Here is a 13,955-nt window from a genome sequence, read left to right on the forward strand (position 1 = left end):
CACGCTGCCCGCGCTCTTCGCGGAGACCGTCCGCGCCCACCCGGACCGCACCGCCGTCAGCTGCGGCACCGACGCGCTGACCTACGCCGAAGTGGCCGCCCGGGCGAACCGCCTGGCCCGCCTCCTTGTCGAGCGGGGCATCGGGCCCGGCCAGCTGGTGGCCCTGGCCCTGCCCCGCTCCCTCGACCTGGTCGTCGGCCTGCTCGCGGTCGCCGCCTCGGGCGCCGCGTATCTGCCGATGGACCCGGACTACCCGGCCGACCGCGTGGCCTACATGCTTCAGGACGCGGCCCCCGCCGCGCTGCTCACCGACACGGCGACGGCTCCCGGACTGCCCGCCAACGCACTGCCCGCGATCCTGGTGGACGGCTCGGACCACGCCGCGTACAGCCCGGAAGAACTCACCGACGCGGACCGCGCCCGGCCGCTGCACGCCGAGGACATGGCGTACGTCATCTACACCTCGGGCTCCACCGGCCGCCCCAAGGGCGTCCCCGTCACCCACCACAACGCGACCCGGCTGTTCTCGGCGACCGAGCACTGGTTCGGCTTCGACGAGCGGGATGTGTGGACCCTCTTCCACTCCTACGCCTTCGACTTCTCGGTGTGGGAGTTCTGGGGCGCCCTGCTGCACGGCGGGCGGCTCGTGGTGGTGCCGTATCTGACCGGCCGCGACCCCGCGGACTTCCGCGCCCTGCTGGCCCGCGAGCAGGTCACCGTCCTCAACCAGACGCCGTCCGCGTTCTACCAGCTGGCCGCCGCCGACCGCGAGCAACCGGCCGGTGAACTTGCCCTGCGCTACGTCGTGTTCGGCGGTGAGGCCCTCGAACCCGCCCGACTCGCCGACTGGTACGAGCGGCACGCGGACGACACACCCACCCTGGTCAACATGTACGGCATCACCGAGACCACGGTGCATGTCACCTACGCCGCCCTCGACCGTGCGGCGGCCGCCGCGAGCACCTCCAGCGGCATCGGCGTGAACATCCCCGACCTGCGCGTCTACGTTCTCGACGAGCAGTTGCGGCCGGTACCGCCGGGTGTCACGGGTGAGATGTACGTCGCCGGGGCAGGCGTCGCCCGCGGCTATCTGGGCCGGCCCGCGCTGACCGCCGAACGGTTCGTCGCGGACCCGTTCGCCGCGTACTTCGGTGAGAGCGGCAGCCGGATGTACCGGTCGGGCGACCTGGCCCGGCGCACCGCCGACGGGCAATTGGAGTACTTCGGGCGCGCCGACCAGCAGGTCAAGATCCGCGGCTTCCGTATCGAGCCGGGCGAGATCGAAGCGGTGCTCGCCGGGCACCCGGACGTGGCCGATGCCGCCGTCGTCGTACGCGAGGACATCCCGGGCAGCAAGCGCCTCGTCGGCTATGCGGTACCGGCCCGCGATGGCGTGACCGGCGCCGCGCTGCGCGAACACGTCGCGGCCGGGCTGCCCGCCCACATGGTGCCGTCCGCCGTGGTCCTGCTCGACCGGCTGCCGCTCACCGCCAACGGCAAGCTCGACCGCGGGGCCCTGCCGGAGCCGGGTGCGAGCCGCCCGGCCGGCCCCGGGCGCGAGCCGAGTACGCCGCGTACGCCGCAGGAAGAGCTGCTCTGCGGGCTGTTCGCCGAGACGCTGCGACTGCCCCAAGTCGGCGTCGACGACGACTTCTTCGCACTGGGCGGCGACTCCCTGCTGGCCGTCCGGCTGCTGCGTGCCGTACGCAAGGAGCACGGCAGCGCGCCCACGGTGGCCGCGCTGTTCGGCGCACCGACGGTGCGCGGTATTGCTCCGCTCGTCGGTGGCACCGGTGGCGGGGCCGGTGATGTCGGTGGTGCCGGGCAGGAGATGCCGCCGCTGGTCCGGGCCACCGGGCACGAAGGGCCGCTGCCGCTGTCGGCTCAGCAGCGCAGTCAGTGGTTCCTCAATAGCTTCGACAGCTCCGATGCCGAGCGGGGCGGCGCGCTCTACAGCATTCCGCTCGCCCTCCATCTCGACGGCACGCTCGACACGGCGGCACTGCGGGCCGCGCTGGGCGATGTGGTGGAGCGGCACGAGGTGCTGCGCACGGTCTTCCGCGAGGGGGCCGACGCGCCGCACCAGGTGGTGCTGCCGTTCGGCGAGGCTGCCCCCGCACTGCTCGACGGTGGCCGTATCGGCAGAGCCGCCTTGCCCGCGGCCCTGCGGGCCGCCGCCACCCGGGGCTTCGACCTGAGCGCTGAAATCCCACTCCGCGCCCAGCTGTTCCGCGTCGGTCCGCAGGAGCATGTGCTGCTGCTCGTGGTGCATCACGCCGCGTGCGACGGCCGGTCCCTCGAGCCGCTCGGCCGGGACCTCTCGCAGGCGTATGCGGCGCGGTGCGCAGGCGTGGCGCCCACGTGGGTGCCGTTGCCGGTGCAGTACGCGGACTTCGCGCTGTGGCAGCGTGCGGTGCTCGGCGATGAAGGTGATGAAGGCGATGGAAGCAGCCTGGGCGCCCGTCAGCTGGTGTTCTGGCGGGAGGCTCTGGCCGACCTGCCGGAGCAGCTGGACCTGCCGGTGGACCGGGCCCGCCCGGTCCGGCCCACGTTCCGCAGTGGCTCGGTCCCGCTGAATCTGCCGGCCGCCTTGCATGAGCAGATCCGGGGAGTGGCCCGGGAGCACGGCGTCACCTCATTCATGGTGCTGCAGTCGGCGCTGGCCGTGGCGCTGACCCGGTTCGGCGCGGGCACCGACATCCCGATCGGCACCCCGGTCGCGGGCCGCGCCGACGAAGCCCTCGACGACCTCGTCGGACTCTTTGTGAACACCCTTGTGCTGCGGACGGATACGTCGGGGGATCCGACGTTCGCGGAGTTGCTGGGCCGGGTGCGGGAGACGGATCTGGCGGCGTTCGCACATCAGGATGTGCCGTTCGAGCGTCTGGTGGAGGAACTGAACCCGTCGCGGTCGCTGGCCCGACACCCCCTCTTCCAGATCCTCCTCGCCTTCCAGGAGAGCCCCCTTGCCGAGCTCGACATGCCGGGTCTGACCGCCCGCATGGAAGAGATCGACTCCGGTTCCGCCACCTTCGATCTGGTCGTCGACGTGGTGGAGCGCTTCGGTGCCGAGGGAGCGGCGGCCGGGCTCGAAGGCAGCGTGCAGTTCTCGCTGGATCTCTTCGACCGGGTGACGGTGGAGCGGTTTGTGGGGGTGTTGGTGCGGGTGGTGGAGGCGTTGGTGGCTGATCCGGGTGTGCGGGTGGGTGCGGTGGAGGTGTTGTCGCCGGTTGAGCGTGGGCTGGTGCTGGGGGAGTGGGTCGATACGTCGCGTGAGGTGCCTGCGGTGGCTCTGCCCGCACTGGTTGAGGCTCAGGTGGTTCGGACGCCGGGTGCGGAGGCGGTCGTATTCGGTGAAGTCTCGCTGTCGTATGGGGAGTTGAATCGGCGGGCGAATCGGTTGGCGCGGTATTTGATCGGCTGGGGTGTGGGTCCGGAGCGGTTTGTGGCTCTGGCGTTGCCGCGGTCGGTGGAGATGGTGGTGGCGTGGCTGGCGGTGTTGAAGACGGGTGCGGCGTATCTGCCGGTGGACCCGGGGTATCCGGCTGACCGGATCGCGTACATGCTCGAAGACGGACAGCCGATGGTGGTGCTGACCACGGCCGCGGTTGCCGGGCAGGTCGCCGACACCGGTACCGAGGTACCGCTTGTGGTTCTCGACGACCCTGAGACCTCGGCTCTGCTGGGCGGCCACGCTGACCACGACGTTCTCGATGAGGAGCGGGCTCAGCCGCTGTTGTTGTCGCATCCGGCGTATGTGATTTATACGTCGGGGTCGACGGGTCGGCCCAAGGGTGTGGTGGTTTCGCATCGGGGTGTGGCGAGTGTGGCGGGGGTGCATGCGGATCGGCTTGGTCTGGGTGTGGGCTGCCGGTTCTTGTTGGTGGTGTCGATCAGTTTCGATGTGTCGATGGCGGATATCGCCATGACGTTGTCGTCGGGTGCGGCGTTGGTGGTGCCGCAGCCGGGGCAGCAGGCTGTGGGTGAGGAACTCGCGTCTCTGATAACCGAATTCGGGGTCACGCACACCGATTTGGTGGCTCCGATGCTGATCTCGCTGCCGGAGGGGGACTTCCCCTCGCTGCGGGGTTTTGTGGTGGGTGGTGAGGCGTTGCCGGCGGAGATGGTGGAGCGGTGGTCGCCGGGGCGGACGGTGATGCAGGTGTACGGTCCGACCGAGTCGACGGTGGTGGCCACGATGAGCGACCCGCTGGCTCCGGCCGAGCTGGCCCCGCCGATCGGCCGTCCGATCTGGAACACCCGTACCTATGTGCTGGATGCCGGGCTGCGGCCGGTTCCGGTGGGGGTGGCGGGTGAGTTGTATGTCGCGGGTGCGGGTCTGGCCCGCGGTTACCTGCGTCGTCCCTCGCTGACGGCTGAGCGTTTCGTTGCCGATCCGTATGGTCCGGCAGGCGCGCGGATGTACCGCACCGGGGATCTGGCTCGCTGGCGGGCGGACGGGAATCTGGAGTTCCTGGGCCGGGTCGATCACCAGGTGAAGATCCGGGGCTTCCGGATCGAACTGGGCGAGATCGAGGCCGCGTTGGCGCGGTTCGACGGGGTGGGGCAATCGCTGGTGGTGGTCCGTGAGGACGCCGGCGGAATCAAGCAGCTGATCGGCTATGTGGTTGCTGCGACGACGGGTGCGGTTCTGGAGCCTGCCGAGGTCAGGGCATCCCTGGCGGACGGGCTGCCGGACTATATGGTCCCGGCCGCCGTGATGGTGCTCGACGCGCTGCCACTGACACCCTCCGGCAAGCTGGACCGCAAGGCCCTGCCCGAGCCGGACCTCAGCCAGGCAAGCACCGGCCGCGCGCCACGTACACCTCAGGAAGAAGTCCTGTGCGGGCTGTTCGCCGAAGTCCTGGGCCTACCCCGGGTCGGCATCGACGACAGCTTCTTCGAGCTCGGCGGGCACTCGCTCCTCGCCACCCGCCTCGTCTCCCGCATCCGAGCGACCCTCGGCGCCGAACTCGGCATCCGTACCCTCTTCGAAGCCCCCACCGTCGCCACCCTCGCCGTCCAACTCGCTGAAGCACAGGGCGAGATACGCCCGGCACTGCGCCCCGTCGAACGTTCCGAGCAGACGCCCGTCTCCTACGGACAGCAGCGGCTCTGGCTCGTCGGCAAGCTGGAGGGCAACAGCGCCTTCTACAACATGCCGATCGCACTGCGCCTCAAAGGCAACCTCGATGTGCCGGCGCTGTACGCGGCACTCGGCGATGTGGTGGAGCGGCACGAGGTCCTGCGTACGGTCTTCGGCGAGGCGCACGGGCAGCCGTACCAGGCGATCCTGCCCGCCGAAGAGATCACCGTGTGCCTGGACGTCACCGAGGTCACCGAGTCCGGGCTGCAGCGCGCGCTGGTCGCGGCAGCCGCGCTCGACTTCGATCTGAGCACCGAGATCCCGCTGCGCGCCCATGTGTTCCGCGTCGGGCCGCAGGAGCAGGTGCTGCTGCTCGTCCTGCATCACATTGCGGGCGACGGCTGGTCGCTCGGTCCACTGACGCACGACCTAGCGCACGCGTACGCGGCGCAATGCGTCGGGGTCGCGCCGGAGTGGACGCCCCTGCCGGTGCAGTACGCGGACTTCGCGCTGTGGCAGCGTGCGGTGCTCGGCGACGAGAGCGATGAAAGCAGCCTGGGCGCCCGGCAGTTGGCGTACTGGCGGGACACACTCGCCGAGCTGCCCGACCAGCTGGACCTACCGATGGACCGGCCGCGGCCGGTGCGGGCGAGCTTCCGCGGCGGGTCCGTTCCGTTCAGCCTGGCGGCGCCTCTGCATGAGCAGGTCGGGCGGGTGGCCCGGGAGCACGGGGTCACCACGTTCATGGTGCTGCAGTCGGCGCTGGCCGTGGCGCTGACCCGGCTCGGTGCGGGCACCGACATCCCGATCGGCACTCCGGTGGCCGGGCGTACCGATGAGGCGCTGGAGGACCTTGTCGGGTTGTTCCTCAACACCCTTGTGTTGCGGACGGATACGTCGGGGGATCCGACGTTCGCGGAGTTGCTGGGTCGGGTGCGGGAGACGGATCTGGCGGCGTTCGCGCATCAGGATGTGCCGTTCGAGCGTCTGGTGGAGGAACTGAACCCGTCGCGGTCGCTGGCCCGGCACCCCCTCTTCCAGATCCTTCTGGTACTGCAGAACACCCCTGGTGATCAGCCCGAGTTCAACGGCCTGACCGCCTCCGAGCACACCTTCGACCGGGAGACCGCCAACTTCGACCTGGTGGTTGATGTCGCGGAGCGGTTCGGCGACGGAGGCCGGGCCGCGGGGCTCGAGGGTGCCTTCGAGTACGCCACCGATCTCTTCGACCGGGTGACGGTGGAGCGGTTTGTGGGGGTGTTGGTGCGGGTGGTTGAGGCGTTGGTGGCTGATCCGGGTGTGCGGGTGGGTGCGGTGGAGGTGTTGTCGCCGGTTGAGCGTGGGCTGGTGCTGGGGGAGTGGGTCGATACGTCGCGTGAGGTGCCTGCGGTAGCTCTGCCCGCACTGGTTGAGGCTCAGGTGGTTCGGACGCCGGGTGCGGAGGCGGTCGTATTCGGTGAAGTCTCCTTGTCGTATGGGGAGTTGAATGGGCGGGCGAATCGGTTGGCGCGGTATTTGATCGGTCGGGGTGTGGGGCCGGAGCGGTTTGTGGCTCTGGCGTTGCCGCGGTCGGTGGAGATGGTGGTGGCGTGGCTGGCGGTGCTGAAGACGGGTGCGGCGTATCTGCCGGTGGACCCGGGGTATCCGGCTGACCGGATCGCCTACATGCTCGAAGACGGACAGCCCCAAGCCGTGGTCACCATGCGCGCCGTGGCCGGACAGATCCGCGAGGCCGGGGCCGATGTGCCCCTCGTCGTCCTCGATGACGCGGACACCGCGCAGGTCATCGCCGGTCAGGCTGAGACCGACCTGACCGACAGCGAACGCCTTGGTCCGCTCCTGCTGTCGCATCCGGCGTATGTGATCTATACGTCGGGGTCGACGGGTCGGCCCAAGGGTGTGGTGGTTTCGCATCGGGGTGTGGCGAGTGTGGCGGGGGTGCATGCGGATCGGCTTGGTCTGGGTGTGGGCTGCCGGTTCTTGCTGGTGGTGTCGATCAGTTTCGATGTGTCGATGGCGGATATCGCCATGACGTTGTCGTCGGGTGCGGCGTTGGTGGTGCCGCAGCCGGGGCAGCAGGCTGTGGGTGAGGAACTCGCGTCTCTGATAACCGAATTCGGGGTCACGCACACCGATTTGGTGGCGCCGATGCTGATCTCGCTTCCGGAGGGGGACTTCCCCTCGCTGCGGGGTTTTGTGGTGGGTGGTGAGGCGTTGCCGGCGGAGATGGTGGAGCGGTGGTCGCCGGGGCGGACGGTGATGCAGGTGTACGGTCCGACCGAGTCGACGGTGGTGGCCACGATGAGCGACCCGCTGGCACCGGCCGAGCTGGCCCCGCCGATCGGCCGCCCGATCTGGAACACCCGTACCTATGTGCTGGATGCCAGGCTGCGGCCGGTTCCGGTGGGGGTGGTGGGTGAGTTGTATATCGCGGGTGCGGGTCTGGCCCGCGGTTACCTGCGTCGTCCCTCGCTGACGGCTGAGCGTTTTGTTGCCGATCCGCATGGTCCGGCGGGATCGCGGATGTATCGCACCGGGGATCTGGCTCGCTGGCGGGCGGACGGGAATCTGGAGTTCCTGGGCCGGGTCGATCACCAGGTGAAGATCCGGGGCTTCCGGATCGAACTGGGCGAGATCGAGGCGGCGTTGGCCAAGCACGAGCACGTGGCGCAGTCCGTGGTCGTGGTCCGTGAGGACGCGGGCGACATCAAGCAGCTCATCGGCTACGTCGTCCCCCCGCCCGGCGCCGATGCCGAGCCCTCGGACATACGCGCCCGCCTCGGCGAGGAACTGCCGGACTATATGGTCCCGGCCGCCGTGATGGTGCTGGATGCGCTGCCACTGACACCCTCCGGCAAGCTGGACCGCAAGGCTTTGCCGGAGCCGGACCTGAGCCAGGCAAGCACCGGCCGAGCCCCGCGAACGCCTCAGGAAGAAGTGCTGTGCGGGCTGTTCGCCGAAGTCCTTGGCCTGCCCCGGGTCGGCATCGACGACAGCTTCTTCGAGCTCGGCGGGCACTCGCTCCTCGCCACCCGCCTCGTCTCCCGCATCCGAGCGAGCCTCGGCGCCGAACTCGGCATCCGTACCCTCTTCGAAGCCCCCACCGTTGCCACCCTCAGCGTCCAACTCGCGCACGGCAAAGCCGAGGACGACTTCGATGTGCTGCTGCCCATCCGGGCGCAGGGAAGCAGGCCGCCCCTGTTCTGTGTGCATCCGGCAGCCGGTATCAGCTGGGTGTACTCCGGGCTGCTGCGGCACCTCGACGCCGACATCCCGCTCTACGGGCTCCAGGCGCGCGGGATCACCGAGCCCGAGCACCGGGCGGGAACCCTCGGTGAGCTGGCTGCCGACTACCTGGCGCAGATCCGCAAGGTTCAGCCCAACGGTCCCTACCGCCTGCTGGGCTGGTCCTTCGGCGGCGGTGTCGCCCAGGAGATCGCCGTACAGCTGCAGGAACAGGGCGAGCGGGTCGCCGTACTGGCGCTCATGGACAGCTACCCCGGCGGTGGCGAGCAAGGCCGCCGCGCCGCCCCGACAGCCGGGCCGGAGCAGGGCGACCTCGCCGGCATGCTCGACTCGCTCGGATTCCGCACCCGGGACGCAGAAGGCCGGACCCTGGCCCCCGCCGAACTGACCGAACTGCTCGCCACCGAGGGCAGCCCGCTGGCCGCGCTCGACGCGGCCAGGCTGACCGCGCTCGCCCGAGCCTTCGCCGACCATGTGCGGGTCGCCCGGGAGGCCCAACACCGGCTGTACGACGGCGATCTGCTCTTCTTCACCGCCACGGCCGACAAGACACCGGCCGACCCGACAGCCCAGTCCTGGCGGGCCCATGTCACCGGCCGGATCGACGACCACCCGGTGGCCTGTGCGCACGGGGCTATGACCCAGCCGGACCCGCTCGCGGAGATCGCGGGGCCGCTCGGCAGGGCGCTGAACCGCCCCTGACGGCCGGATCCGGCCGTGACGACCACTTCATCGATCGCCCCCACGAACGAACCGAGGGAAGCAGCAGTGCAGACAAACCCGTTCGAGAACGCCGACACGAGCTACCTGGTACTCGTCAACGACGAGGGCCAGCGCTCTCTGTGGCCCGCCACCATCGACGTACCGGCGGGCTGGACCGTCGAGTTCGGCCCCGATGCCCGGCAGCATGCCGTGGACCACATCGAGACCGCCTGGCAGGACATGCGCCCGCGCAGCCTGGTGCGTGCCGTGGAGGGTGAGGCCTCATGACCGGGGACCGGACCGGACAGCGGAACGCGGGGCCTCCCGGCCTGCGGGAGCGGCTCGTCGCCAGGATGCGTACACCCTGGTGGGCGATGTTCGCCATCTGCTTCGCCAGCGCCGTGGTGCTCCTCGACACCACCGCGGTCAATGTGGCCCTCGCCGAGATCGGCAGCGGCCTCGACGCGGGTCTCGACCAGGTTCTGTGGGTGGTCAACGCCTATCTGCTCTCGTACGCCGCCCTGTTGGTGATCGGCGGCCGGCTCGCCGACATGTTCGGGCCGCGCCGCATCTTCCTGGTCGGCCTTGCCGTTTTCACGGTCTCCTCCGTCGGCTGTGGGATGGCCCAGGACGCGGGGCAGGCGATCGCCGCGCGCCTCGCACAGGGTGTGGGCGCCGCTCTGCTCACTCCGCAGACCATCGTGATCATTACGCGGATCTTCCCCGCCGAGCGGCGGGGAAAGGCGATGGGTGTGTGGGGCGGGTTCGCGGGCATCGTCGCGGCGGCCGGGCCGACCTTCGGCGGGCTGCTCGCCGCTTCGCTCGGCTGGCGCTGGATCTTCTACATCAATGTGCCGGTCGGGATCATCGGCGCGGTCCTCGTTCTGCTCGCCGTGCCCAAGCTGGACACCGGCAAGAAACAGCGTCTCGATGTGCTCGGCGCGAGCGTCCTCGCCGTCGCGATGCTGGCCATCGTGTACGCGCTGCTTGAAGGCGAGGCGCACAACTGGGGCAGCCTGTGGGGTCCGGTGACCGTGCCGGTGCTCGCCGGTGCGGGGATCCTCGCCCTCGGTGCGTTCTTCCTGGTCGAGCAGAGGCGGCAGGGCCGGGATCCGCTGATTCCGTTCGCGGTGCTGCGGGACCGCAACTTCTCGCTCATGGCGGTTGTCGTCTGCGTGCTGCCGTGCGGGCTCGGTGGCGTCATGCTGCTCACGCCGCTGTACTTGCAGGACGTGCAGGAGTTCTCCGCCTTCCAGGCGGGACTGCTTGTCGCGGTGGCGCCGCTGGTGTCGGTGTTCATCGCGCCGTACTCGGGCACGCTCACCGACCGGTTCGGCGGCAAGTACGTGCTGATCACCGGCCTCGGCTTCTTCGCGGGCGGCATTGCGCTGATGGGCGCGCTCATCCAGGACGGCTCCGGCTGGACCGTGCTGCTGCCCGGCCTGATCTGCGTCGGCATCGGCATGGGCGTCGGCTTTGCGCCGGCGAGTGTCGTGGCCTTCCGGAACATCGCTCCCGACATGGCCGGTTCGGCGTCCGGGGTGTTCAACACGACCCGGCTGAGCGGCAGTCTGCTGGGCAGCGCGGCCGTGGGCGCGGTGCTGCAGGCGCAGCTGGCGACCGGGGATGCCACCGCCGCCATCAAGTTCACGATGTTCCTGCCCGTGGCGATCATGGCGGCGGGTGCGCTGCTCACTCTGGCGATCCGGGAGAGTGCGCCGGGCACCGCGAACGAAAAGGCTGCCGAGCCCGAGCCCGCGGCCGAATCCGCGGCCGAATCCGGGGCGGGCACAGAGCAGGAATCCTCGGTGGGGTTGCGCTGAGCCGATGCTGGCCGAGAATCCTCCTCAGGTTCCACATCCGTGCGCATTGTCCGTATCCCGGAAGTCCAGGGAAACGGTGGGTGCGGGATGTGGTCCCTGGGTGGTCCTTGGGAATTCTGTGAATGCGTTACCGGAAAATGAAAGCCCGGCCAATCCGTGCTTGGTTCTGCTGAATACGCAAGCAAACCTGGTTCCGGCTGTCTGAAAGCGCGGAGATCCGCCCCTCCGGTCGCGCTCGGCGCGACCGCAAGGGCGGATCCCTTGTGCTGCCCGGACGGCTCAGACGACGTGCCGGCCGCCGTCCACCGTCAGTACGTCCCCGGTGGTGTACGCGGCGTTCGCCAGGTAGAGCGTCGCCTCCGCCACGTCCTCGGGCGTACCCACTCGGCGCAGCGGAGTGTTCGCGGTGATCCACTCGCGGGAGCTGTCCCAGACCTCTTCGGCCTCGTCGTACCAGGGGGTCTCGATGAGCCCCGGGGCGACGGCGTTCACCCGGATCGCCGGGCCGAGCTGGGTCGACAGCAGGCGCGTCATGTGGTTGAGCGAGGCCTTGCTGACCGCGTAGGGGATGGAGCTGCCGAGCGCCCGGGTCGCGGAGACCGAGGAGACGTTGATGATCGCTCCCGCCCCGCTGGCCCGGAGGTTGGGGACCGCGGCCGTGGTCATCTGCCAGGCGCCGATGACGTTGACCTCGAAGATGGAGCGCCAGACGTCGGCGTCGGCGGCCTCCAGGTCGTTCAGGGGGATGAAGCGGGTGGCACCGGCGTTGTTGACGAGGATGTCGAGCCGTCCGTAGGCGTTCACAGCGCTCTCCACGAGGCGGTGGCAGTCGTCCGCCTTCGACACATCGCCCTGGACGTATATGGCGTCCGGGAGTTCCGCTGCCAATGCCTTGCCCGCGGTTTCGCTGCGCGCGGAGTTGACGACCACCTTGATGTTCTCAGCGGCAAGGCGGCGGGCTACTGCAGCGCCAATTCCGGATGACGATCCGGTGATCAGGGCGACGCGTTCCTCGCTCATTTCTACCTCCTGAAGCGTTGACAAATTGTTGAAGCGGATCATAGCTTACTGTCCGTCTTGCGGAAATGTCTTTCCGTCAAATGGAATTATGGCGCTCGGTGTTCATTCCGCCCGGGGGCCGTCCGGGGAATCGGTACTGAGCACGAGGAGAGTCATGGGGTCGTCGTCGGCAGTTTCAGCGGAGCCAGGTGCGGGGGGAGTTCACCGCATCGTCGAGGCACGGCTGCACGACACCCCCGACGCCGTCGCGGTCCGTGAAGCCCTCACCGGAGTCGAGCTCAGCTATCAGGAGCTCTGGTACCGGGCGGGCACCGTAGCTGGTCAGCTGGCCGCGCATGGCGTCGCGCCGGGCTGCCCCGTCGCCGTCGACCTGGACCGCGGCGCCGAGCTCGCCGTCGCGTTGCTGGGCATCGCACGGGCCGGCGCCGCCTACCTCCCGCTCGACGGACACGCCCCGGCCGACCGGGCCGCGACCGTGCTCAAGGAAGCGGGGGTCGGCGCCATCATCGTCGGCGAGGGCCCGGCCCTGCGCTCCCGCCCGCTCGACGCCGACCCCGCCGTTCCGCGGTTCACCGTGGCGGGGGCGGTCCGGGCCGACACCCCGGCCCCCGATGTGCGGGTGGACGAGGAGTCCCCCTGCTGCGTCGGCTACACCTCGGGCTCCACGGGCGTCCCCAAGGGCGTGCTCGTTCCGCACCGTGCCGTCCGCGACCTGGTGACCGCGCCCGTCCATGGCGACCTGCACGCCGACGACCGGGTCGGCAGCGTCGCCAACCCCGCCTTCGACGCCGCCACTTGGGAGGTCTGGGGCGCCCTCACCGCAGGCGCCACGCTGGTGGTGCTGCCCTCCGTGGTCGATGTCGACCTGCAGCGCTGGACCGCGCTGATCCGCGACGAGGGCATCAGCGCAATGCTGCTGACCACCTCGCTGTTCCACATGGTGGCCAGAGAGGCCCCAGGGGCGCTCGGTTCGCTGCGGCTGCTCTTTGTCGGTGGCGAACAACTGGAGCTCCCGGCGGTCCGCCGGGTGCTGGCCGAGGGGCCGCCCGGACGCCTGGTCAATGTGTACGGGCCCACCGAGACCACCGTCCTCGCCACGTACTTCGACTGCACCGAGACATCCCTGGCCGACCGGACCCGCGTTCCCATCGGCCATCCCGTGCGGGCGGCGGAGATCCACGTCCTCGACGACGCGCTCACTCCCGTCGCCCCGGGCGGCGTGGGCGAACTCTGCGTCGGCGGGCCCGGAGTGGCCACCGGCTACCTCGGGCAGCCGGAGCGCACCGCCCGGTCCTTCGTTCCGTACGCGTCATCCGACGGCACCCGCGGCACCGTCTACCGAACCGGCGACCTGGCCCGCCAACTGCCCGACGGGGCGTACGAATTCATCGGCCGGGTCGACCGCCAGGTGAAGCTGCGCGGCTTCCGGATCGAGCTGGAGGAGATCGAGGGGGCCGCCGTCGCCACCGGCCTGACCGAGGCCGCGTTCGTGGAGAAGATCGGCGAGGGGCCATCGGCCAAGCTGGCCGGCGCCTGTCTGGCCCCGGCACCCGGCGTGGACGTCACCGCCGAACTTGCCCAGCGGCTCGGCGGACAGCTGCCCTCCTACATGGTCCCCGCCCGGTGGCTGACCCTGGACACGCTCCCGCTCGGCTCCACGGGCAAGGCCGACCGGCGGCACATCGGAAAGCTGATCGGCGCGTTCGCCTCGGCCCAGGAGCAGCGCCCCGGCCCGGCCGGACGGTCCGCCGACGCGGTCCCTACCGACGCGCTCCCGGCCGCCCCGCTCGCAGTCGACCCGGTCGAGGCCCGTATCGCCGGGGTCTGGGCCGAACTCCTCGGCACCCCGGACGTGTCCGCGTCCGACGATTTCATCAGCCTCGGCGGCAACTCGATCGTGGCCACCCAGGCCGCGTTCCGGCTCAGCGAACTGCTCGGCACACCGCTCGACCCCACCGACATCCTGCTCGCCGCGGACCTGGCGGAGCTGGCCGGGCAGATCCGGGCCGCCGGGGTGCGGCTCTAGGCCCTGCCCTGCGCCCCGGCTCTCCGCACGATGCGTGCCCGGCCCAATCCGC

At 70.1% G+C, this 13,955-nt stretch carries 4 protein-coding genes and 1 pseudogene; 4 read left to right on the forward strand and 1 reads right to left on the reverse strand.

Annotated features, from left to right (window positions below):
- Nucleotide 1 precedes the first annotated feature (1 nt).
- The 3 genes and pseudogenes from ACWGI2_RS05755 to ACWGI2_RS05765 form a co-directional block, all read left to right on the forward strand.
- Nucleotides 2-9,034: pseudogene (locus ACWGI2_RS05755) on the forward strand (amino acid adenylation domain-containing protein); the annotation flags it as partial.
- 66 nt (nucleotides 9,035-9,100) lie between these two features.
- Complete coding sequence (locus ACWGI2_RS05760) at nucleotides 9,101-9,322, forward strand: MbtH family protein (RefSeq protein WP_453394939.1); 222 nt, start codon at nucleotides 9,101-9,103, stop codon at nucleotides 9,320-9,322.
- Complete coding sequence (locus ACWGI2_RS05765; protein WP_453694209.1) at nucleotides 9,319-10,857, forward strand: MFS transporter; 1,539 nt, start codon at nucleotides 9,319-9,321, stop codon at nucleotides 10,855-10,857. The genes ACWGI2_RS05760 and ACWGI2_RS05765 overlap by 4 nt, the downstream gene beginning before the upstream one ends.
- A gap of 279 nt (nucleotides 10,858-11,136) precedes the next feature.
- On the opposite strand, the gene ACWGI2_RS05770 is transcribed toward ACWGI2_RS05765, so the two are convergent.
- A complete protein-coding gene (locus ACWGI2_RS05770; protein WP_453694211.1) occupies nucleotides 11,137-11,877 on the reverse strand; it encodes an SDR family NAD(P)-dependent oxidoreductase in 741 nt (246 codons plus the stop codon).
- Between the two features lie 154 nt (nucleotides 11,878-12,031).
- Between ACWGI2_RS05770 and ACWGI2_RS05775 the strand changes: the two genes are divergently transcribed.
- The gene (locus ACWGI2_RS05775) at nucleotides 12,032-13,903 is read left to right on the forward strand and encodes a non-ribosomal peptide synthetase (protein ID WP_453694213.1); all 1,872 of its coding nucleotides are present in this window, start codon (nucleotides 12,032-12,034) and stop codon (nucleotides 13,901-13,903) included.
- The last annotated feature ends 52 nt before the right edge of the window (nucleotides 13,904-13,955 follow it).

The sequence above is a fragment of the Streptomyces sp. NPDC054866 genome, assembly GCF_053610745.1.